The sequence below is a fragment of the Sphaerimonospora mesophila genome, assembly GCF_001417795.1.
Lineage (GTDB): Bacteria > Actinomycetota > Actinomycetes > Streptosporangiales > Streptosporangiaceae > Sphaerimonospora > Sphaerimonospora mesophila.
The window spans coordinates 1-21,130 of the sequence record NZ_BCBX01000065.1; the positions used below are offsets into that span (position 1 = coordinate 1).

Here is a 21,130-nt window from a genome sequence, read left to right on the forward strand (position 1 = left end):
TCTCCCTGGGTGTATCTCATGCTCTTCGCGATCGCGGTGATCGACGGGTTCTTCCCGGCCGTGCCCAGCGAGACGGCGGTCATCGCCGCGGGTGTCTTCGCCGCCTCCGGACGGCCCGCACCGGCACTGGTGATCGCCGTGGCGGCGCTGGGCGCCTTCACCGGCGACCACGTCTCCTATCTCCTCGGGCGAAGCGGCGGGCGGCGAGCGTTGCGGCGGCTCAAACCGGATGGGCGTGGCCGTACGGTGTTCACCTGGGCGGAGCGTACGCTCGCGCGGCGCGGCGGCCTGCTGCTGGTGGTCGCCCGCTACATTCCGGGAGGACGTACGGCGGCCACGCTGACCGCCGGCACCGTCGGCTACCCGCTGGCGCGGTTCTCGCTCTTCGACGCGGTCGCCGCCTCCTCGTGGGCCGTGTACTCGACCGTGATCGGCATGGTGGGCGGCGCGGCCTTCGAGAACGACCCGATCAAGGGTCTGCTGCTCGGTCTGGGCATCGCTCTCACCGTCACGGCCGTCACCGAGGTGATCCGCTATATGCGCGGCCGCCGCTCGGCGGACGGCCAGACCGCTGATCAGGCCGACGACCGGGCCGACGACCATCAGCATCGGGTTCTGGCCCGTTACGATCGGCGTGATCGCATTTCCGGAGGTCCTGATGATCAGTTGGCGTCGGCTCGGCGAGGAGGACTTCCCGCTGCTGAGAACCTGGCTGGAGCAGCCGCATGTGGCTCGGTGGTGGAACCACGAGACCTCGATGGAGGCGGTGATCCGTGACTTCGGCCCCGCCGCCAGGGGGGGAGGATCCCTCCGAGGATCTGCTCGCCCTCCTCGACGGACGGCCGCTCGGTCTCGTCCAGCGGTCGCGGCTGGCCGACTTCCCCGACTATCTGGCCGAGCTGACGCCGATCACCCCGGTGCCCGAGGGCGCGATGAGCATCGACTATCTGATCGGCGACCCGCGGCAGACCGGCCGGGGCCTCGGCACCGCGATGATCCGTTCCGTCATCGAGCGCACCTGGGCCGAGCACCCGGCCGCCGGCTGCGTCCTGGTGCCGGTCTCGACCGCCAACCGCGCGTCGTGGCGGGCGTTGGAGAAGGCCGGGATGCGCCGGGTCGCCGAGGGCGAACTGGAGCCGGACAACCCGATCGACGGCCGCGAGCACTACCTCTACCGGATCGATCGTCCGGGCCCGTCCGGTCCGCCCTGACCACTCTTGCGCGTGCCGCCGCCCGGGGTCTCCGTTCCCGGCGGATCCGCCCGCCGCGAGTCGTCCGGCTCGACGGCCACGGCTCCGGACTCGGCCACGGCTCCGGAGCCGGATTCGACTCCGGACTCGGCTCGGGCCGCGTCTTCGGATCCGGCTTCGGCTGCGGCTGCGGATTCGTCGACCCGGCGGTAGGCGTGGTCGCGGAAGCGGAGGACCACCGCGGCCAGCGTCGCGGCGATCAGCGATCCGGCCAGCACCGCGACCTTGACCTGTGCGTCGCGATCGGTGCCGAAGGCCAGTTCCCCGATCAGCAGGGACACGGTGAACCCGACGCCGGACAGGATCGCCAGCCCGGCCACGTCGACCCAGGCGAGCCCCTCGTCCAGATCGGCCCTGGTGAACCGGGCCACTCCCCAGGTGGCCGCCAAGATCCCGATCGGTTTGCCGACGACGAGCCCGGCGACCACGCCGAGCGCCACCGGATCGGCCAGCGCCTCGGCCAGACCCGCCGGCCCACCGAGTGACACGCCGGCCGACAGGAGCGCGAAGATCGGTACGGCCACTCCGGCGGACATCGGCCGCAACCGGTGCTCGAAGTGCTCGGCCGGCCCCCGACCGGCCTCCTGACCCGCAGCCCGACCTGTAGCCCGACCTGTAGCCCGGCCGGCCTTCCGGTTCTCGGCCCGCGCATCGGCCAGGACCGGTACGGCGAACCCGAGCAGCACCCCGGCGACCGTGGCGTGCACGCCCGAGGCGTGCATCAGCGCCCAGGTCGCGACGGCCGGCGGGAGCAGCAGCCACCATGCGCGCGCCCCACGCCGCACCAGCACGGCGAAGACGGCCAGCGGCAGCAGGGACGTCAGCAGCGGGATCACCGACAGGTTCGCGGTGTAGAAGACGGCGATGATGACGATGGCGAGCAGGTCGTCGACCACCGCCAGGGTGAGCAGGAACGTCCGCAGCGCCGAGGGCAGGAACCGGCCGACGACGGCGAGCACCGCCAGCGCGAACGCGATGTCGGTGGCGGCGGGGATCGCCCACCCCCTGCCCGCGCCGGGGACGCCGAGAGTCACCAGCGTGTAGCACGCGGCGGGGATGATCACGCCGCCGACCGCGGCCGCGATCGGCACCGCGGCGCGGCGTGGATCGCGCAGGTCACCGGCGACGAACTCGCGCTTGAGCTCCAGTCCGGCGACGAAGAAGAAGATCGCCAAAAGGCCGTCGGAGGCCCAGGCGGCCAGGTCCAGATCGAGGTGCAGCGCAACGGGCCCGAAGGTGTACGCGCGAAGCGACTGGTATGCGTCCGACCAGGGAGAGTTGGCCCAGACCATGCCCAGCACCGCGGCGGCCAGCAGCAGCACTCCGCCGACGGTCTCCCGGCGCAGGACGTCGGCGATGCGGCGGGCCTCCGCCCCGGAACCCGACGTGAACAGGGCTCGCCGGTCGAACAGCCTCCCACGATCCGGCTGGGGGCTCTGCGCGGATCGGGAGCCGGACGGGCGCGGCGTCGGCGGCGAAGGGTCGGTCACGGTCGCTCCATATGGGAGAACGGATCTGCCACTCTGCCGACCAGGCTTCCCGGCGCACCGCCATCGACTTTACCTTCACCTCCCGCCATCGGCGGGCGCGGCCCCGCGAAAAGAAGGGAGCCAACAGAAGGGGGCACGGGCGGATGCCCGTGCCCCCGGTTGCGACTGCGGCTAGTCACACTCCTCCTCGCTGGAGAGGCTGGACTGGCTGGACCAGCCGGCCTCGCTGGACTGACCGCTGAACGACGCCGACGCCGGGCTGGTGAACGACACCTGCCGCGACTCGGTGACCAGCCGGGTCTCGCTGACCGGATGGCTCTCGGTCACCAGCCGGGTCTCGCTGACCGGATGGCTCTCCGTGACCAGCCGGGTCTCCTTGACCGGGTGACTCTCGGTCACCAGCCGGGTCTCGCTGACCGGATGGCTCTCGGTGACCATCCGCGTCTCGGTGACCGGACGCTGGAAGGTGACGTGCCGCGTCACCGGACGCGACTCGGTGACCAGCCGGGTCCGGGTGACCGGACGCTGGTAGGTGACCCAGCGCGTCACCGGACGCGACTCGGTGACCATGTGCGTCTCGGTGACCGGACGCTGGACGGTGACCTGCCGCGTCACCGGACGCGACTCGGTGACCATTCGCGTGTACGACACCGGACGCTGATGGGTGACCATCCGCGTGTGGGTGACCGGACGCTGGGTGGTGACCATCCGCGTGTACGACACCGGACGCTGATGGGTGACCATCCGCGTGTGGGTGACCGGACGCTGGGTGGTGACCATCCGCGTGGTCGTCACGGGCCGCTGGTAGGTGATCGTGCGCGAGACCGACACCGGACTCGCGTACGACGCGACCTCCTGACTACTGATCGCCCGGCTGATGCCGCTCTCGCGGATGGAGCTGATTCCGCTCTCGCGGATCGATCCGAGCCGGCTGTAGGCGGCCTGCTGACTGATCAGCTCACCGCTGTAGGCGGCCTGCTGACCGATCAGCTCACCGCTGTATGAGCTCTCCTGGGCGTATCCGCTCTCCGATTCCTCCTCGCCGTATCCGTGGACGCCGGGGATCGCCGCGCTGGGCGAGGCCACCGCCGCCGCCAGACCCGGAGTGTGGTTGGTCGTCGTGGCCGAGGCCGCCGTTGCGGGCCAGAGCGCGACGATTCCGAGTACCGCCGGACCGAGCAGTAATGAGAATCGATTGCCGTGCATAGAGATACTCCTCTTCGATCAGATCGCATTGGGCGATCAGCTCGTATCTCAATCGTTGGCACCGCCGTCCGAGCACGTCCAGGCAAATTGACCTTTCTTAGCACGATCAGATCGTCATTCCGTGTATTTGGATGGACATGCACAGACGTACGCCGTCCCGTCATGGCGCTCGGCTTGCCGCGCCATATCGAAGGCAATGGATTCGCACCTCTGGCGGCGATTTTACCGGTCCCGCCTTGCGGCTTTACCGAAACACACTCACAATTGTTTCTTCTTAATATCGGGGTGGCCCGCGGCCGGGCCGCGGGCCACCTCAGGCGTCTCGGCTCAGACGTTCCTGCGGTACTGGCCGCCGATCTCGAACAGCGCGTCGGTGATCTGGCCCAGCGAGCAGACGCGGGCGGCGTCCATCAGGACCTCGAAGGCGTTGTCCTGCGACATGGCGGCCTGCCGCAGCCGGGACAGGGCCGCCGGCGCCTCGTCGGCGTGGGCCTCGTGGAAGGCGCGCAGCCGGTCCAGCTGCGACCGCTTCTCCTCCTCGGTGCCGCGGGCCAGCTCCAGCGGGCCGTGCTGCACGTCGCCGTCGGGGTTGCGGAAGGTGTTGACCCCGATGATCGGCAGGGAGCCGTCGTGCTTGCGCTGCTCGTACAGCATCGACTCGTCCTGGATCTTGCCGCGCTGGTAGCCGGTCTCCATCGCCCCCAGCACGCCGCCGCGGTCGGAGATGCGCTCGAACTCGGTCAGCACGGCCTCTTCCACCAGGTCGGTCAGCTCGTCGATGATGAACGACCCCTGCAGCGGGTTCTCGTTCATGGCCAGGCCCCACTCGCGGTTGATGATGAGCTGGATCGCCATGGCCCGGCGCACGGACTCGGCCGACGGCGTGGTGACGGCCTCGTCGTAGGCGTTGGTGTGCAGGCTGTTGCAGTTGTCGTAGATCGCGATCAGCGCCTGCAGCGTGGTGCGGATGTCGTTGAAGTCCATCTCCTGGGCGTGCAGCGATCGGCCCGAGGTCTGGATGTGGTACTTCAGCTTCTGGGCCCGCTCGCCCGCGCCGTACCGCTCGCGCATCGCGACCGCCCAGATCCGCCGCGCGACCCGGCCGAGCACGCTGTATTCGGGGTCCATGCCGTTGGAGAAGAAGAACGACAGGTTCGGCGCGAAGTCGTCGACGTCCATCCCCCGGGCCAGGTAGGCCTCCACGTAGGTGAAGCCGTTGGCGAGGGTGAAGGCGAGCTGGCTGATCGGGTTGGCCCCGGCCTCGGCGATGTGGTAGCCGGAGATCGACACCGAGTAGAAGTTGCGCACCCCGTTGGCGATGAACCACTCCTGGATGTCGGCCATCATCCGCAGGGAGAACTCGGTGGAGAAGATGCAGGTGTTCTGCCCCTGGTCCTCCTTGAGGATGTCGGCCTGGACGGTCCCGCGTACGGTGGCCAGCGTCCGGGCGCGTACCTCCTCGGCCTCCTGCGGTGAGGGGGCACGACCGTGCTCGTCGTGGAAGCGGTCGAGCGCCTGGTCGAGCGCCGTGTTGAGGAAGAACGCCAGGATGGTCGGCGCCGGGCCGTTGATCGTCATCGACACCGAGGTGTTCGGCGCCGACAGGTCGAACCCGTCGTACAGCGCCTTCATGTCCTCCAGCGTCGCGATCGACACCCCCGAAGTGCCGACTTTTCCGTAGATGTCGGGGCGTTCGTCCGGGTCGTGTCCGTACAGGGTGACCGAGTCGAACGCCGTGGACAGCCGCGTCGCGGGCTGCCCCTCCGACAGCAGCTTGAACCGCCGGTTGGTGCGGAACGGGTCGCCCTCCCCCGCGAACATCCTGGTCGGGTCCTCGTCGTCGCGCTTGAACGGGAAGACCCCGGAGGTGAACGGGAACCGGCCCGGCAGGTTCTCCGCGCGCAGGAACCGCAGCAGGTCCCCGTGGTCGGCGTACCTCGGCAGGGCGACGCGGGGGATGCGGTTGCCCGACAGCGTGTCCCGCCACAGCGGCGTGCGCAGCTCCCGGTCGCGGACCTTCACCACGAACTCGTCGGCCCGGTACGCCTCCGCCGTCGCGTCCCATTCGGCCAGCAGAGCACGGCTGCCCGCGTCGATGTCGGCCTCGGCCCGGGCGAGGAGCGCGTCCAGGGTGTCGGTGCCGGCGCCCTCGGCGGCGACCAGCTCACGGGCGTGCGCCAGGTGCTGCCGGCGGCGCACCGCCTCGGCCTGCTCGCCGGTGTGGGTGTGGTACGCGCGGACGGTCTCGGCGATCTCCGCGAGGTAGCGCGTCCGGGACGGCGGCACGACACCGGCGGTGACCTTCGACGTCGTGCCCTCCACCTGCGGCAGCAGGTGGGGCCCCGCGGGCAGCCCGTGCTCGCCGAGCAGGTCGCGAAGCCGCTGGTACAGCGCGGTCACGCCCTCGTCGTTGAAGCGCGAGGCGATCGTGCCGAAGACCGGCATCTTCTCCGGCGGGACCCCGAACGCCTCCCGGTTGCGCACCAGCTGGCGGCGCACGTCGCGCAGCGCGTCCTGCCCGCCCCGGCGCTCGAACTTGTTGATCGCGACCACGTCGGCGAAGTCGAGCATGTCGATCTTCTCGAGCTGGGACGCCGCCCCGAACTCGGGGGTCATCACATACAGCGACACGTCCGCGTACGGCACGATCGCCGCGTCGCCCTGCCCGATGCCCGGGGTCTCCACGATCACCAGGTCGTAGCCGGCCGCCCGGCAGGCCGCGATCACGTCATCGGTGTAGCCGGGCAGCTCGCGGGCGCTCCTGGTGGCCAGCGACCGGAAGTAGGCCCCGCCGCCGGCCAGGCTGTTCATCCGGATCCGGTCGCCCAGCAGCGCTCCCCCGCCGCGGCGGCGGGTCGGGTCCACCGCCACCACCGCGACCCGCAGCTTGTCCTCGTAATCGATCCTGATCCGGCGCAGCAGCTCGTCGGTGAGGGAGGACTTGCCCGACCCGCCGGTCCCGGTGATGCCGAGCACCGGGGCCCGCCGGTCGGCGGCGGCGCCGCGCAGTTCCTCCAGCCACGCCCCGTCGGCCGCGCCGGACTCCACGATCGTGATGGCCCGTGCCAGCGCCCGCTGGTCGCCGCCCGTGACCGCCGCGACCGAGGGCGGCGGCTCCGCCGCCAGGTCCACGTCGCACGCCGCGACGATCGTGTTGATCATCCCGGCCAGGCCGAGCCGCTGCCCGTCCTCCGGGGAGAAGATCCCCGCCACCCCGTAGGCGTGCAGCCGCTCGATCTCCTCGGGAATGATCACTCCGCCGCCTCCGCCGTACACCTTGACGTGCCCGGCTCCGCGCTCGCGCAGCAGATCGACCAGGTAGGTGAAGAACTCCACGTGGCCGCCCTGGTAGGAGCTGATCGCCACGCCCTGCACGTCCTCCTGGATCGCCGCGGTGACGACCTCCTCCACCGACCGGTTGTGCCCCAGATGGATGACCTCGGCCCCCTGCGACTGCAGGATCCGCCGCATGATGTTGATCGCCGCGTCGTGACCGTCGAAGAGCGCCGCCGCCGTGACGATGCGAACGGGGTGCAGGGGAATGTGCATCGGAGTCGTCTCCTAGGGCAGCGGGATGACAGGCCAAACTACTAGGACGTCCTAGCAAAATACTAGGACATCCTAGTAAGCCCCGCCGGAAAGATCTACAGCCGCCGCGCGGTCAAGCGGCGTCGTCGTCGCCCTCGGAGAGCTCGAACCACATGACCTTGCCGGTCGGCGTGCGCGTGCCGCCCCAGCAGCAGGCCATGATGTCGAGGATGTGCAGGCCGCGTCCGCCCTCGTCGAAGTCGTCGACGTCCTTGACGGAGTCGACCCGGGGCAGCACGTGACCGGTGTCCTCCACCTCGCACCGCAGCAGGTTCTCCTGCGCGATCAGCGTGAGCCGGATGGGCCCCTGCGCGTGGCACACGGCGTTGGTGGTCAACTCGCTCACCAGCAGTTCGGCGGTGTCGGACAGCCCGCCCATGTCCCACCGCTCCAGGCTCATGCGGGTGAGGTGGCGCGCCGCCGCCGGCGAGCGGCGACCGGCCGGCAGATGCCAGGACAGGGACTTGATCTCCGGCTCCTCCACGAGCTGGACGACGATCTCGCCGAGCCGGCGTCGGGCGGCCCGCCAGCGCTCCCGCACCGGAACCCGCCGCCCGGCGTCGGGCCGGCAGGCGGCGGCGAAGGCGACGGTCGCCGGGCTCATGCCGCCCGTCCCAGCGCCTCACGGCCGGCAGGCCGGCGGGAGGGCACGCTGCGCCCGTCCGGCAGCAGCTCTCCCCAGTCCTCGAACAGCACGACCCCGTTGCACAGCAGACCCCAGCCCTGCTCCGGGTGGAACGCCACCAGGCAGGCGGCCTCACGGTCGGGTGCGTCGGCGGACGGACACGGCGGCTGGTGCTGGCACATGGTCGGCTTCCTTCCGGCTGGGACCTGCTGGCGACCTCGAGGGGCTGGAACGTTCTTTACGACGTTTTCAGGATGCCGTCTCCAACCTCTGGCGCGGACGGGGGAAAACCCCCGCATCAGTACCCATTCCGCCCTATATGGGTAGTGCGTCCCGCCCGGAAAGGTAGATCCGCCGCACCCCACACCCTCGCGGCCCAGAGGAACCGCCCGAACAGGGGTTATTCGCACCTGTCGCCGCCCATACCGACGAACCGCGTATATGGTCGTTGGCATCACTTTTCTGGTTGCGGCGCGTCATCATCAGGGATAACAGCCGCATCCGTCGAGCGAGGGGCCCCAGGTGACGCCGCTGTGAAGCTACTCCACGCCGCCGATCTCCACATCGACAGCCCCCTGCGCGGCCTCGCCTCCTACGAGGGGTCTCCCGCCGAGGAGTTGCGTACGGCGTCCCGGCGCGCGCTGGAGAACCTGGTCGCCCTCGCCACGTCCGAGTCCGTCGACGCGGTGCTGTTCGCCGGGGACGTCTACGACGGCGACTGGCCCGACTACCAGACCGGCCTGTTCTTCGCCCGTCAGATGTCGCTGCTGCGCGAGGCCGGCATCCCCGCGTACCTCGTGTACGGCAACCACGACGCGCAGAACCGGATGACGCGGCGGCTGCGCCTGCCGGACAACGTCCGCGTGCTGGAGACCGAGGGGCCCGAGACGATCCGCGACGAGGACCTCGGCCTGGCCGTACACGGTCAGGGGTTCGGGCACCGCGACGTGACCGACAACCTCGCGCTGGCCTACCCCGACCCCTGCGCCGGGCTGTTCAACGTGGGCCTGCTGCACACCGCGCTCACCGGGCGGGAGGGCCACGACACCTACGCCCCCTGCACGGTGGAGCATCTCACGGGCAAGGGGTACGACTACTGGGCCCTGGGCCACGTGCACACCCGCGAGATCGTGGCGCGCGACCCCTGGATCGTCTTCCCCGGCAACCTGCAGGGCCGCCACGCCCGCGAGACCGGCCCGAAGGGCTGCACCATCGTCACGGTCGACGATCTCCGGGTGACCTCGGCCGAGCACCGCGATCTCGACGTCGCCCGGTGGGAGCACCTGGAGGTCGACGTGACAGCGGCCGCCGACGCCGACGCGGCCGTCGACCTGGTCGCCGAACGGCTCAGAGACCTGGAGCACACAGGCGGGGAGCGGCTGCGCGCCGTGCGGGTCAGCCTCACCGGCCACAGCGGCGCCCACCTGCGGCTGTGGCGCGAGCAGCAGCGTCTGGTCAACGAGGTCCGCGCGCTCGCCAACGATTTCGGCGACGTCTGGGTGGAGAAGGTGCGGATCGGCACCCGTCCGGCGGACGCCACGGTCGAGGGTGCCGCCGGTCTGCTCGCCGACCTGCGCCGCACCGCCGCCGAGTTGCGGGCCGACGACGACGCGTTCCGCCGGCTGGTCTCGGAGACCTCGCTGCTCAGCGGGCCGCTGCCGAACGAGGCCAGGGGTCCGGGGCGGGTGGATCCCGCCGATCCGGAGTGGCTGCGCCGCATCGGCGACGAGGCCGTCGGCCTGCTGGAGTCCATGATCTCCGAAGTGCGGGAGGGCTGAGCCATGCGGATCGACCGGCTGGACCTCACGGCCTTCGGGCCGTTCACGGATCGGACGCTCGATCTGTCCGCCGCCGGAATCCAGGTGATCCACGGGCCGAACGAGGCCGGCAAGTCCACCGCGTTGTACGCCCTGGGCCAGCTCCTTTACGGCATAGATCTGCAGTCGCCGTACGACTTCGTCCATCCCAAGCCGTCGCTGCGGCTGGGCGCCCGGCTCAGCACCCACGACGGCGAGACGCTGGAGATCGTCCGTACCAAGAGCCGCAAGGCCCCGCTGCAGCGGCCCGACGGGGCGCAGCTCCCCGAGGCGGAGCTGCTGTCCGTCCTCGGCGGCGTCGACCGGCACACCTTCGTCACCGTGTTCGCGCTGAACAGCGCCGAACTGCGGCAGGGCGGGCGGGCGCTGGTGAGCGGCGGGGGCGATCTGGGCCAGGCGCTGGCCGCCTCGCGGTCCGGGCTCAGCCTCACCAACGCGCTCAAGAGGATCGAGGCGCGCATCGGCGAGCTCTACAAGCGGGCCGCGTCGAAGCCGCGGATCAACGCCCAGATCAACACGCTGAAGGAGGCCAGGGAGCGCAAGCGCACCGCCCTGCTGCGCCCGGAGCGGTACGAGACCCTGGAGAAGGAGGCCGGGTCCGCGCAGCGGGAGCTCGACCGGCTCACCCGTGAACTGGCCGAGGCGCGCGGCGCGCACGCCCGCCTCACCCGGTTGCGGCAGGCGCTCCCGGCGCTGCGCCGCTGCCGTGACCTCCTCGCCCGGCTGAAGGCCGTGTCCGGGCAGGGCGTGCTCGCCCCGGTCGAGGTGGCCGAGCGGCACCCCGCCCTGCTGGACGAGCTCGGCGGCGCACACGACCGGCTGGCCGTGGCCGCAGGCGGGCTCGACCGGGTGCGGGAGGAACTGGCGGCCCTCGTCGTGGACGACGACCTGCTGGCGCACGCGGACACGATCGAGACCCTCTTCCAGGACCGCAAGGCCGTACAGGACGCCGCCCTGCGGCTCGGCAGGTCCGAGGGCGAGGCCAAACGACTCGCCGAGGAGGCGCAGCGGCTCCTGCACCAGGTGCATCCCGACGCCGCCGTCGAGGACACCGCCCGCTATCGGGTGCCCAAGGCCGTACGGTCCCGGGTGCAGGCGCTGCACGACCGGCGCACCGTGATCGACACCGGGCTGGAGCAGAGCCGCCGCGCGCTGGAGACCCGGCGGCGCAAGCTGGAGGAGGCCGAGAAGGCGCTCAGCGAGCTGCCGCAGGCCGAAGATCCCGAGCCGCTGCGGGCCGCCGTGGCGGCCGTCCCCGCCGACCTGCTCACGCTCCTGGCCACGGCCGACGAGGACGGCAGGAAACATCGGCGCCGGGCCGAGCAGATCCTGCGGGACCTGCGCCTGCCCGAGCTCCCGGTCGAGGCGGCCGCCACGGTGGTGACGCCGTCTCGCGAGCGGCTCGACGCGCACGCCGAGGCCCGTGCGGAGCTCCGGCGCGATCTTCGCGACCTCGGCAGGCAGACCAGGGCGGCCGAGAAGGAACTGGCCGACCTGCGGCTGGAGCTGGACGCGCTGCTGCGGGGCGATCCCCCGCCGACCGAGGAGGAGCTCACCGCCGCCAGGGCCGCCCGCGACGAGCTCTGGCGGGCGATCCGCGCGCCGGGCGACGGCGACGCCGCCCGGTCCGCCGAGCTCCACGAGGCCTTCGAGGAGGCGATGGGCCGGGCCGACCGGATGGCCGACCGCATGCGGCGCGACGCGCAGCAGGTGACCGCCCGGCACCATCTGGAGCTCGACATCCGCAAGGCGGAACAGGAGCTCGACAGGCTCGGCGGGGATCGTGCGGCGCTCGACGCCCGTGCCGCCGAGCTCGAGGCCGAGTGGGCCGGCCTGTGGGAGGGATTCGCCGGTCCCGCGCCCGACCCCGACGACGCCGCCGCGGTGGCCGACCACGCCAGGCGGCTCAGGGAGGCCCTGGAGGAGATCGCCGAGGCCGCCGGCCGGTTCACGGCGCAGCACGCCCGGGCCGTACGGCATGTGCGGCGGCTCCGGGAGGTCCTGCGCCTCCCTGACGACCCCCTGGAGGGCGCGGAGACCCTGGGAGACGATGGCCCCTTGGCAGACACGGAAATGGACGACACGGAGGTCTCGGACGACACGGACGCTTCGGGGGACGCGGAGGAGGTGCTGGCCGAACTGCCCCATCTGATGGAGATCGCCCAGCAGCGGCTCACCGAGCAGCGGACGGCCATCCAGGAGCGCACCGCGCAGGAGAAGCGGGTCGAGGTGGAACGCGCCGAGCTGGCCGAGGCCGAGGCGATCGTGGCCGGGCACGAGCGCGATCTGGCCGCCTGGGCCGGCGAGTGGGGCCCCGCCCTCGCCCAGGCCGGACTGCCCGCAGACCGGGACACGGTGGGCGCGCTCACCGATCTGGAGCTGCTGGAGCAGGTGGCCGACAAGGTGGCCGAGGCCTCCCGGACCGACCACGAGTCGGAGCAGGACACCGCCAGGGTGGAGCGGTTCCACGCGCTGCTGCGTACGACGGCCGTGGCCTGCGGCCGTACGGTCCCCGCGGACGAGGCCGAGCGTTACCTGCTCGTCGACCGGCTGCACGCGGACGCCAAGGCGAACCGGTCCGCCGCCGAGGCGCGGGACTCGCTCGCCGCGGACCACGACCGGCTGCGCGGGGACGCCGACGCCGCCCGGGCAGCGGTCGAGCGGGCGGAGACCGAGCTGGCCGCCCTCGTGACGGAGGCCGGGGCCGCCGACGCCGATGAGCTGCGCGATGCCGTACGGCGCCGCGAGGAGCACAACCGGCTGACGACGACCTTCGGCGAGGTGCGCGACACGATCTCCGCCGAGGGCGACGATCTGACCGGTCTGCTGGCCAGGGCGGAGGAGACCGACCCGGACCGGCTCGACGGGGAGCTCGCCGAGCTGGCCGCGCGCGTCGCCGACCTGGAGAAGCGGCGCGACGAGCAGGCCACGCGCCTGGGCGAGCAGAAGGCGGAGCTCGCCCGGCTGGACGGGTCGACCACCGCCGCGCAGGCGGCGGCCGACGTGGAGATCGCGGCGGCGGCCCTGGTGGAGGACACCGAGGAGTATCTGCGCCTGGAGATCGCCCGGGCCGTCCTGCGCAGGCAGATGGAGGAGTTCCGCGACGCCCAGCAGGATCCGGTGCTCGCCCGCGCGGGAGGGCTGTTCGCCGAGCTGACCCTCGGCCGCTTCACGGGACTGGAACTCGACCCCGACGGCGACTCCCCCACCGTGCTGGCCCGCTCCGCCGCGCGGGGTCCGCTGCGGGTCGAGCAGCTCAGCGAGGCCACCGCCGACCAGCTCTATCTGGCGCTGCGGCTCGCCACGCTGGAGCGGTACGCCGAGGAGGGCAGGGCGCTGCCGTTCGCCGTCGACGACATCTTCATGACCTTCGACGACCGGCGCGCCCAGGCCGCGCTGGGCGTGCTCGACGGGATGGCCGACCGGTTCCAGATGATCGTGTTCACCCATCACGACCACCTGGTCGATCTCGCCCGCGCCGCGCTTCCCGCCGGCCGGGTGCACCTGCACTCCCTGCCGGAGTTCTCCGGCCCGCCGGGCGTGCCCCCTGCGTGATCTCGCGGGTGCCCCGCGATGGTGGACGCCCCGCCTATCGCGAGGGCGCGATCGGGGATAACCTCGGCTTCGATTTCCCCTGATCGTCATATGAGGGAGACAGCATGGCCGCCCCCCAGGTCGTCGAAGAGGAGTCGCCGCAGGCGCGGCGCCGTGAGCACCGCGCCTGGTACTGGTACGACTGGGCGGACTCGGCGTTCCAGACGACCGCGCTGACCGTCTTCCTCGGGCCCTACCTGACAGCGGTGGCGACCACGGCGGCCGGCGGGGAGGAGGGCTTCGTCGCGTTCCTGGGGCTGGACCTGCGGCCGAAGGCGTACTTCACGTCCATCGTGACGGTCTCGGTGCTGTTGCAGATCGTGACCATGCCGATCGTGGGAGCCCTGGCCGACCACACGGGCCGCAAGAAGCAGATCATGGGCTTCCTGGCCTATCTGGGCGCGGCGGCGACGCTCGGGTTCTACTTCGTCTCCGGCGACCGCTACCTGCTCGGCGGCTGGCTGTTCCTGCTCGCCAACGTCGCCTTCGGCGGAGCGCGGGTGACCTACGACTCGTTCCTGCCGCAGATCGCGAGGGCGGACGAGCGAGATGCCGTCTCCAGCCGGGGCTGGGCGTTCGGCTATCTCGGCGGTGGGCTGCTGCTGGCGCTGAACCTCGCCCTCTATCTGAGCGGCGGGATCGAAGAGGGCCTCGCCGTACGGATCAGTCTGGCCTCGGCGGGTCTGTGGTGGGCGATGTTCGCGATCATCCCGATGCTGCGGCTGCGCAACCGCCCGGGTCACGCCCACGACGCCACCGTCCCCCGCGCCGTGTCCGGGAGCCTCCGCCAGCTCGGCCGGACCATCGCCGACCTGCGCCGTTATCCGCGGACGCTGCTGTTCCTGGTCGCCTATCTGCTCTACAACGACGGTGTGCAGACCGTGATCAGCTTCTCGTCCACCTATGCGGAACACGAGCTGGGGCTGGGCAAGAGCACCCAGATCGGGGCGATCCTCATGGTGCAGTTCGTCGCGTTCGGCGGCGCCCTCCTGCTCGGCAGGCTCGCCCTGCGGTACGGCACCAAGCGTACGGTGCTCGCCAGCCTCGTCGTCTGGACGGCCGTGGTGGGCGTCGCCTACTTCCTGCAGAAGGGCGCGGCGATCCAGTTCTTCGCGATCGCGTTCTTCATCGCGATCGTCCTCGGCGGCACCCAGGCGCTGTCACGCTCGCTGTACTCCCTGGTGATCCCGCCGGGCCGGGAGGCCGAATACTTCAGCCTGTACCAGATCAGCGACAAGGGCTCGGCCTTCCTCGGCTCACTCGTGCTCACGCTGGCCCTGCAGGTCACCGACAGCTATCGCACCGCGATCATCTCGCTGATCGTGTTCTTCGTGATCGGCTTCGTGCTGCTCATGATCGTCAATCTTCCCCGGGCCATCCGCGAGGCCGGCAACGAGGTGCCCGATCACATCTAGACCACGAGCCGGAACCTGGCGGGATTGGATCAGGCCGGTCCTGGGAATCCACAAACGGTATCAGGCGTTGTACGCGGTGGCGACATAACCCCTCTAGGCGGGGACCTCAGGAGGCTTGCAACATGGGAGAGCGTGCACTTCGCGGCACCCGACTCGGCGCGACCAGCTACGAGAACGACCGCAACACCGACCTGGCTCCGCGCCAGGAGGTGTCCTACACGTGCCCCAAGGGTCATCTCACCACCGTGCCGCTCGCCGCCGAAGCTGAGATCCCCGCGACCTGGGAGTGCCGCAGCTGCGGCACGACCGCGCTGCGCCTTGATGGCGAGCAGCCGCAGCAGAAGAAGGTCAAGCCGCCGCGGACGCACTGGGACATGCTGCTCGAGCGCCGGTCCATCGAGGACCTGGAAGAGGTCCTGAACGAGCGCCTGGCCATCCTGCGGGAGCAGCGCCGCAAGAGCGCCTAGTGAGCCCGCCGATCGACTGACGACAATCGACTGACGTCATAACGGACGCCCCCGGTCACCGTTCTCCTCGAACGGTCACCGGGGGCGTTTCGCATTCCCGCCGTGTCTCTTCCCGCCGTGTCATCTTCTGGCCGGGGGCTTCGGCCCGTCCGACGGTCCCTCGTCGTCGATCACCTCGCCGTGCACCACCCGGACGCGCCCGTTGCCGCTCCCTGGCCGCCCGGCCGCACCGAACCCCTCGGGACCGAACCCTTCAGGGCCGAATCCCTCGCGGCCGCCGAACGTGCCGGTGTGGTCCAGCAGCGGGCCGTACGGCGAGCGCGCGGCCAGCGAGCGCACCCACCGGTCGAGGAACCACGTCAGCCAGCGGCGGGCGACCGGCCGGGTGACCGGCAGGATGAGGAAGAGGCCGAACACGTCGCTGAGAAAGCCGGGCGCCAGCAGCATCGCGCCGCCGCCCATGATCAGGGCGGCGTCGGCCAGCTCGCGGTCGGGCATCCGCCCGGACCCGATCGCGCTCTGCAGCGCGGCCCAGGTCCGTCGGCCCTCCCGGCGCATCAGCCAGACGCCCAGGACGGCGGCGACGATCAGCAGGCCGACCGTCTGCCAGCCGCCGATGACCGACCCCACCTGGATGAGGAACCATATCTCCAGGACGGGGAGGGCGAGGAACGCCAGGAACAACCCGATTCTCAGCATGTCATGCCTCAATCACGCGGCGGCCGTACATACAGGGTCAAACGTCGCCGCCGCCCGAGTGGTTCCGGTCATCGCCGAAGGCGTAACCGCCGGTCGATGCCCTGGACGCCCCAGACGGTGATCCGCCACAGGGCCTCCTTCATGATGTTCCCGCTCATCTTGCTGGCGCCGACCGTGCGCTCCACGAACCTGATCGGCACCTCGGTCACGCGCAGGCCGTTCCGTACGGTCCTGAGCGTGAGGTCGACCTGGAAGCAGTAGCCCTGCGACTCGACGTCGTCCAGGCCGATCTTCCGCAGCGTCGCGGCGCGATAGGCGCGAAAACCCGCGGTGGCGTCGCGGACCGGGATGCCGAGCATCAGCCGCACGTAGATGTTGGCGCCGCGCGACAGCAGCTCACGCCGGAAGGGCCAGTTGACGACCTTCCCGCCCGGCACCCACCGGGACCCTATCGCCAGGTCGGCGCCGCGGGCGACCGCGTCGATCAGCTTCGGTAGTTCCTCCGGCTGGTGCGAGCCGTCGGCGTCGATCTCGCACAGGATGTCGTAGCCCCGTTCCAGGCCCCAGCGGAATCCCGCGATGTAGGCCGCACCGAGGCCCTGCTTGCCCGGCCGGTGCATGACGTGGACGTGGTCGTCCCGCTCGGCCAGCTCGTCCGCGATCTCGCCGGTGCCGTCGGGGCTGTTGTCGTCGGCGACGAGCAGGTCCGCGTCCGGCAGTGCCTCGCGCAGCCGCCGGATGATCACGGGCAGATTCTCCCGCTCGTTGTACGTGGGGACGATCACGAGCACTCGCCCGTCAGGCTGCTCCATCAGCTGTTCCTCCGCGCTTTCGCAATCGCCGCCACGGTCGCAGTCGCCCCAATCAATATCAAAATCCATTCCGGCAGCGCACCTATCCTGGCGGCGAGCGTGCTCTGCGTCCTGACGGGGACCTCCACGACGTTCATGTCCGCGACCAGCTCGCCGGTCCGCCACGCGACCCGGCCGTCCGGGGTGACGTACGCCGAGATCCCCGTGGTCGCCGCCGTGATCACGGCCCGGTTGAACTCCACCGCACGCAGCTGCGACATCGCGAGCTGCTGGGGCGGCAGGTTGGTCAGCGCGTAGCTGGCGTTGTTGGTCTGCACGACCAGCGGGGTGCCACCGGCCTCGACGGTGTCCCTGACCATGCCGTCGAACGCCACCTCGTAGCATTGCACCGCGCCCACCGTGACCGGGCCCATCGACAGCGCGCCCGGCGTTTTACCGGCGATCGACTGCCGGCCGACCAGATGGGCCCGTTTCGACAGCGCCAGCACCAGGTCCTTCATCGGGGTGTACTCGCCGAACGGCACGAGCTTGCGCTTGTCGTAGTAGGCCCCCGGCCCGGTGACCGGGTCCCACACCAGGCCGCGGGTCGCCCGGCGGTCGGTCCCGATCTTCACGACGGCGCCGACGAGGACCGGCACCCCGACGTCCTTGACCGCCGCGTCGATCAGGTCGTGGGCGAACTGGCTGTCATAGGGGTCGATGTCGGTCGAGTTCTCCGGCCAGACCACGATGTCCGGCTTGGGCAGCTTCCCGTCCCGTACGGCCTGGGCAAGGCGGTGCGTCTCGTTCGCGTGGTTGCGCAGCACGACGGCGGGCTCGTCGCCGAGGAAGTACATCCCCCGCCCGGGGACGTTCCCCTGGATCACGCCTATCCGCACCGTCTCGCCCTCGTCGCCGGGCCGGGGAACCGCGAACCCCAGCAAAGGTACGGCTATCGCGCCGAGCAGCGTCCCGGCAACGACCCGGTCCCACCGCACGCCCCCGCCGAGCCGGATGACCAGCGCGGACAGCAGCGTCCCCGACAGGGCGACGGTGAAACTTACAAGCGGCGCGCCGCCGAGGGCGGCGAAGGGGGTGTACGGCGACTCGCCCTGGCTGAAGGCCAGCCGCGCCCAGGGGAAGCCGCCGATCGGGACCAGGCCGCGGGCCCACTCCTGGGCGACCCACAGGCAGGCCACCCAGAGCGGCCAGGCGCGCAGGCGCATGACGAAGGTGGCCGCGACCGCCAGGGCGGCCCAGAACAGGCTCTCGATGCCGACCAGGGCCAGCCAGACGTCGTCCCCGATCGGCCGCACCCACGACAGCGTGGGGAACAGGAACGCCGCCGCCCCCACATATCCGATCCAGGCCGCGCGGCGCGGGCGCGTGCCGTACAGCGCGAGGGCGAGGAGCGCGACGCCGATCGGCCCGCAGAACCACCACCCGATGGGTGGGAAGGCCAGGTAGAGCACCAGGCCACCGGCGAGGGAGGCGGCCGCTTTCAGTAACACGGGCACACTCTAGTGCCGCCGCCGGGAGGGGGTGCCGGGCGGAAGGGGGCCCGGGCTGCCCTTCGGACCGGTTCCGTCCCGCCGGCGACGGGCGCGGAGACCGTTGTCTACTGGGTGCCCGGACCCCTTCCCTGGGTCCAACCCCCCGGCCGGCTGGGGTGCCCCGGCCCCGCGGAACATCGCTCTGCGCCTGGCTGTGCAGACGGAGTCACTCTCCGTCACGGACGCAGGAGTCGATGGCGCCAGGAGACGGCCAACCGGTCAGTCCCGTGCTGGACTCGCAGCAAACTACCGACCTCAGCGCAGATGTCAACCGAGCCCCAATCAGCGGTAATGTCAACTTTCCGCAGCTGGGGAGCATCGGGCGGGTCATCCACGGCCATTTGTACGCCTGTCGCCTCGTATGCCGGTCACCGCGGTCAGACCGGCCAGGGCGGGGGGCAGCGCACCGGTGTGCACCACGCCGAGGCGCCGGGTGGCCCGGGTCAGCGCGACGTAGAGGTCGCTCGGCCCCCGGGCCGACTCCGCCAGGATCCGCGACGGCTCGACCACGATCACCGAGTCGAACTCGAGTCCCTTGGCGTCCGCCACGCTCAGCACGGCGACCGGCGCGTCGAGGGCGGCGGGTCCCGGCCCGGCGACGGCCGCCGGCACAGTGGCGGAGATCACCGCCCCGATCTCCCGCTCCGACGATGCCGGGACGATCACGACGAGGCGGCCCCCCTCGACGATCTCCTCGCGGACCACCGGTCCCAGCCCGGCCAGGTCCGCCACGTGCAGCGCCCAGGGCCGTTCACCGGTCTCGCGCACCGACTCCGGCGCCTTCAGGTCGGGCCCGACCAGCTCCAGCACCCGGGCGGCCACCGCCATCAGCTCGGCCGGGGTGCGGTAGTTCACGGTCAGGACGGCCTCGCGCCAGCGGCCCTTGACGTACGGATCCAGCATCCGGCCCCAGCTCGCCGCGCCGGCGGCCGAGCCGGTCTGGGCGATGTCGCCGACGACGGTCATCGACCGGCTCGGGCAGCGGCGCATGACCATCCGCCAGGCCATCTCCGACAGCTCCTGCGCCTCGTCGACGATCACATGGCCGAACGCCCAGGTGCGGTCGCGCGCCGCACGCTCCGCCGTGGTCAGGTGGATCTCCTCGGCCTGCTGACGGGCGGCGAAGCGCTCGGCGTCCATGATGTCGGCCATGCCGGTCAGCTGCAGGACCTCCCTGGCGTAGGCGATCCGCTCCAGCCGCTCCTCCTCGGCGAGCCTGGCCGCCCGGACCACCCCCTCGTCGATTTCGCCGAGCAGTTCGGCGGCCTCGTCGAGCAGCGGGACGTCCGCCTCGCTCCACCAGCCGGCGCCCTCTCCCGGCCGGGGCGGCTCCCGCAGCAGCGACTCACGCTCCTTCTCGGTCAGCCCGGCTGCGGCCATCCGTTCGGCGGAGGTGAACAGGGTGATCAGCAGGCGCTGCGGGGTGAGGTACGGCCAGAGCCGGTTGAGCGCGGTCCGCACCGGCTCCTCGGTCCGCAGCTCCTCGCGCAGGTCGGCGAAGTCGGCCTCGTCGAGCATGCCGCGGCCCAGCCGCCGGGCGGCCTGCCTGGTCAACGTGTTCAGCAGGTGCCGGACGAAGACCGGCCGCGCCTCGTTGTGCGGTTTGCGGCTGCGCAGCGCCTTCGCCCGCGCGGCCTCGAAGGACTTGACGTCGAGCCGCAGCGTGAACTTGTCGAGTCTGATCTCCAGTGGCCGGTCCGGCACCCGCTGCCGCTCGCGTACGGCGGCCGCCACCACGTCGGCCATCCGGGCCGATCCCTTGATCGCGGCGGCGTCGGGGGGGTCCTGGCGGGTCCCGCTGACCCCGGGATAGAGCTCTCCGATCGTGGACAGCAGCACGTCGGTCTCGCCGAGCGAGGGCAGGACCTGCTCGATGTAGCGCATGAACGTCGGGTTGGGCCCGATGACGAGCACGCCCCGCCGTTCCAGGCGCTCGCGGTAGGTGTACAGGAGGTAGGCCGCACGGTGCAGCGCCACCACGGTCTTTCCCGTACCCGGCCCGCCCTGGACGACGAGGACGCCGTTCAGGTCGCTCCTGATGATCGCGTCCTGTTCGGCCTGGATGGTGGCCACGATGTCGCGCATCCGCCCGGTGCGCCGCTCGTCCAGCGCGGCCAGCAGGGCGGCCTCGCCGTTCAGCGTGGCCCGGTCGGCTTCGGTGAGACGGTCGAGGTCGAGCAGGTCGTCGTCGACGCCGGTGACGGTGCGGCCCTTGGTGTGCAGGTGGCGCCGGCGGGTCACTCCCATGGGCGCGGCCGGCGTCGCCCGGTAGAACGGCTGGGCGACCGGGGCGCGCCAGTCGATGAGCAGGCGGTGCTGCTCGTCGTCGGACAGGCCGATGCGGCCGATGTACAGCGTGGTCTCGTCGGCGAGGTCGTCGTCGGCGAGGTCCAGCCTGCCGAAGCACAGCCGGTCCTCCACCGCCCACAGCCTGGCCAGGCGCTGGGCGTACATGTCGGCGAACGAATCGCGCTCGGAGCGGTTCTGGTGTGTGCCCGAGGCGCCCTGGGCCAGCACGTCGTCAAGCTGTCTGCGCGTGCGTTCGCGCAGCACGTCGAGGCGCCGGTACAGCGCGGCGACGTACTTCTGTTCCCGGGCCAGCTCACCCGCCGAAGTCTCAGACATAGGCCGACAG

The 21,130-nt window shown here is 71.3% G+C and carries 15 protein-coding genes; 6 read left to right on the forward strand and 9 right to left on the reverse strand.

Translation table 11 applies throughout. The features are described 5' to 3' along the window. Together AP234_RS35670 and AP234_RS33180 are read left to right on the forward strand one after the other, a co-directional pair. Positions 1-777, forward strand: a 777-nt coding sequence (locus AP234_RS35670) for a DedA family protein (protein WP_200926840.1), incomplete at its 5' end; no start/stop codon positions are given. Then, positions 774-1,211: a GNAT family N-acetyltransferase gene (locus tag AP234_RS33180; RefSeq protein WP_200926841.1), complete on the forward strand. Its 438-nt coding sequence runs from the start codon at positions 774-776 to the stop codon at positions 1,209-1,211. The genes AP234_RS35670 and AP234_RS33180, both read left to right, overlap by 4 nt. On the opposite strand, the gene nhaA is transcribed toward AP234_RS33180, so the two are convergent. The 5 genes from nhaA to AP234_RS33205 form a co-directional block, all read right to left on the reverse strand. Beyond that, positions 1,172-2,644, reverse strand: a complete 1,473-nt coding sequence (gene nhaA, locus AP234_RS33185) for a Na+/H+ antiporter NhaA (RefSeq protein ID WP_431999129.1) — start codon at positions 2,642-2,644, stop codon at positions 1,172-1,174. The two genes, AP234_RS33180 and nhaA, sit on opposite strands and share 40 nt — an antisense overlap. Positions 2,645-2,911: 267 nt before the next feature. Further along, a complete protein-coding gene (locus AP234_RS33190) occupies positions 2,912-3,946 on the reverse strand; it encodes a hypothetical protein (protein ID WP_055483721.1) in 1,035 nt (344 codons plus the stop codon). Positions 3,947-4,273: 327 nt separating this feature from the next. Next, a complete protein-coding gene (gene icmF / locus AP234_RS33195; RefSeq protein WP_055483722.1) occupies positions 4,274-7,495 on the reverse strand; it encodes a fused isobutyryl-CoA mutase/GTPase IcmF in 3,222 nt (1,073 codons plus the stop codon). Between the two features lie 112 nt (positions 7,496-7,607). Continuing rightward, positions 7,608-8,138, reverse strand: coding sequence for an ATP-binding protein (locus AP234_RS33200; protein WP_055483723.1), 531 nt, complete (start codon positions 8,136-8,138; stop codon positions 7,608-7,610). After that, a complete protein-coding gene (locus AP234_RS33205; RefSeq protein WP_055483724.1) occupies positions 8,135-8,341 on the reverse strand; it encodes a DUF5999 family protein in 207 nt (68 codons plus the stop codon). Before AP234_RS33205 ends, AP234_RS33200 begins: the two co-directional genes overlap by 4 nt. 351 nt (positions 8,342-8,692) lie before the next feature. On the opposite strand from AP234_RS33205, the gene AP234_RS33210 reads away from it, so the two are divergent. The 4 genes from AP234_RS33210 to AP234_RS33225 all read left to right on the forward strand — a co-directional run bounded on the left by AP234_RS33210 (position 8,693) and on the right by AP234_RS33225 (position 15,452). Continuing rightward, the gene (locus tag AP234_RS33210; protein WP_055483725.1) at positions 8,693-9,937 is read left to right on the forward strand and encodes a metallophosphoesterase family protein; all 1,245 of its coding nucleotides are present in this window, start codon (positions 8,693-8,695) and stop codon (positions 9,935-9,937) included. 3 nt (positions 9,938-9,940) lie between these two features. After that, positions 9,941-13,531: an AAA family ATPase gene (locus AP234_RS33215; protein WP_055483726.1), complete on the forward strand. Its 3,591-nt coding sequence runs from the start codon at positions 9,941-9,943 to the stop codon at positions 13,529-13,531. A gap of 104 nt (positions 13,532-13,635) precedes the next feature. Further along, on the forward strand, positions 13,636-14,985 hold the full coding sequence (locus tag AP234_RS33220; RefSeq protein ID WP_055483727.1) for an MFS transporter: 1,350 nt from the start codon (positions 13,636-13,638) through the stop codon (positions 14,983-14,985). Positions 14,986-15,107: 122 nt separating this feature from the next. Beyond that, complete coding sequence (locus AP234_RS33225) at positions 15,108-15,452, forward strand: RNA polymerase-binding protein RbpA (RefSeq protein WP_055483728.1); 345 nt, start codon at positions 15,108-15,110, stop codon at positions 15,450-15,452. Positions 15,453-15,572: 120 nt separating this feature from the next. On the opposite strand, the gene AP234_RS33230 is transcribed toward AP234_RS33225, so the two are convergent. From AP234_RS33230 to AP234_RS33245, 4 genes are all read right to left on the reverse strand, one after another. After that, a complete protein-coding gene (locus AP234_RS33230) occupies positions 15,573-16,151 on the reverse strand; it encodes an FxsA family protein (RefSeq protein ID WP_055483729.1) in 579 nt (192 codons plus the stop codon). 68 nt (positions 16,152-16,219) lie between these two features. Continuing rightward, complete coding sequence (locus tag AP234_RS33235) at positions 16,220-16,963, reverse strand: polyprenol monophosphomannose synthase (protein ID WP_055483730.1); 744 nt, start codon at positions 16,961-16,963, stop codon at positions 16,220-16,222. Further along, on the reverse strand, positions 16,963-18,453 hold the full coding sequence (gene lnt / locus AP234_RS33240) for an apolipoprotein N-acyltransferase (RefSeq protein ID WP_083502657.1): 1,491 nt from the start codon (positions 18,451-18,453) through the stop codon (positions 16,963-16,965). Before lnt ends, AP234_RS33235 begins: the two co-directional genes overlap by 1 nt. A 369-nt stretch (positions 18,454-18,822) precedes the next feature. Then, positions 18,823-21,120, reverse strand: a complete 2,298-nt coding sequence (locus AP234_RS33245; RefSeq protein WP_055483731.1) for an AAA family ATPase — start codon at positions 21,118-21,120, stop codon at positions 18,823-18,825. Positions 21,121-21,130: the final 10 nt, after the last annotated feature.

Excerpts from the sequence above, each read along its gene's own strand:
- AP234_RS33190 (WP_055483721.1), bottom strand. The coding sequence starts at position 3,946 with ATGCACGGCAATCGATTCTCATTACTGCTCGGTCCGGCGGTACTCGGA.
- icmF (WP_055483722.1), bottom strand. The coding sequence starts at position 7,495 with ATGCACATTCCCCTGCACCCCGTTCGCATCGTCACGGCGGCGGCGCTC.
- AP234_RS33200 (WP_055483723.1), bottom strand. The coding sequence starts at position 8,138 with ATGAGCCCGGCGACCGTCGCCTTCGCCGCCGCCTGCCGGCCCGACGCC.
- AP234_RS33205 (WP_055483724.1), bottom strand. The coding sequence starts at position 8,341 with ATGTGCCAGCACCAGCCGCCGTGTCCGTCCGCCGACGCACCCGACCGT.
- AP234_RS33215 (WP_055483726.1), top strand. The coding sequence starts at position 9,941 with ATGCGGATCGACCGGCTGGACCTCACGGCCTTCGGGCCGTTCACGGAT.
- AP234_RS33220 (WP_055483727.1), top strand. The coding sequence starts at position 13,636 with ATGGCCGCCCCCCAGGTCGTCGAAGAGGAGTCGCCGCAGGCGCGGCGC.
- AP234_RS33225 (WP_055483728.1), top strand. The coding sequence starts at position 15,108 with ATGGGAGAGCGTGCACTTCGCGGCACCCGACTCGGCGCGACCAGCTAC.
- AP234_RS33230 (WP_055483729.1), bottom strand. The coding sequence starts at position 16,151 with ATGCTGAGAATCGGGTTGTTCCTGGCGTTCCTCGCCCTCCCCGTCCTG.
- AP234_RS33235 (WP_055483730.1), bottom strand. The coding sequence starts at position 16,963 with ATGGAGCAGCCTGACGGGCGAGTGCTCGTGATCGTCCCCACGTACAAC.
- AP234_RS33245 (WP_055483731.1), bottom strand. The coding sequence starts at position 21,120 with ATGTCTGAGACTTCGGCGGGTGAGCTGGCCCGGGAACAGAAGTACGTC.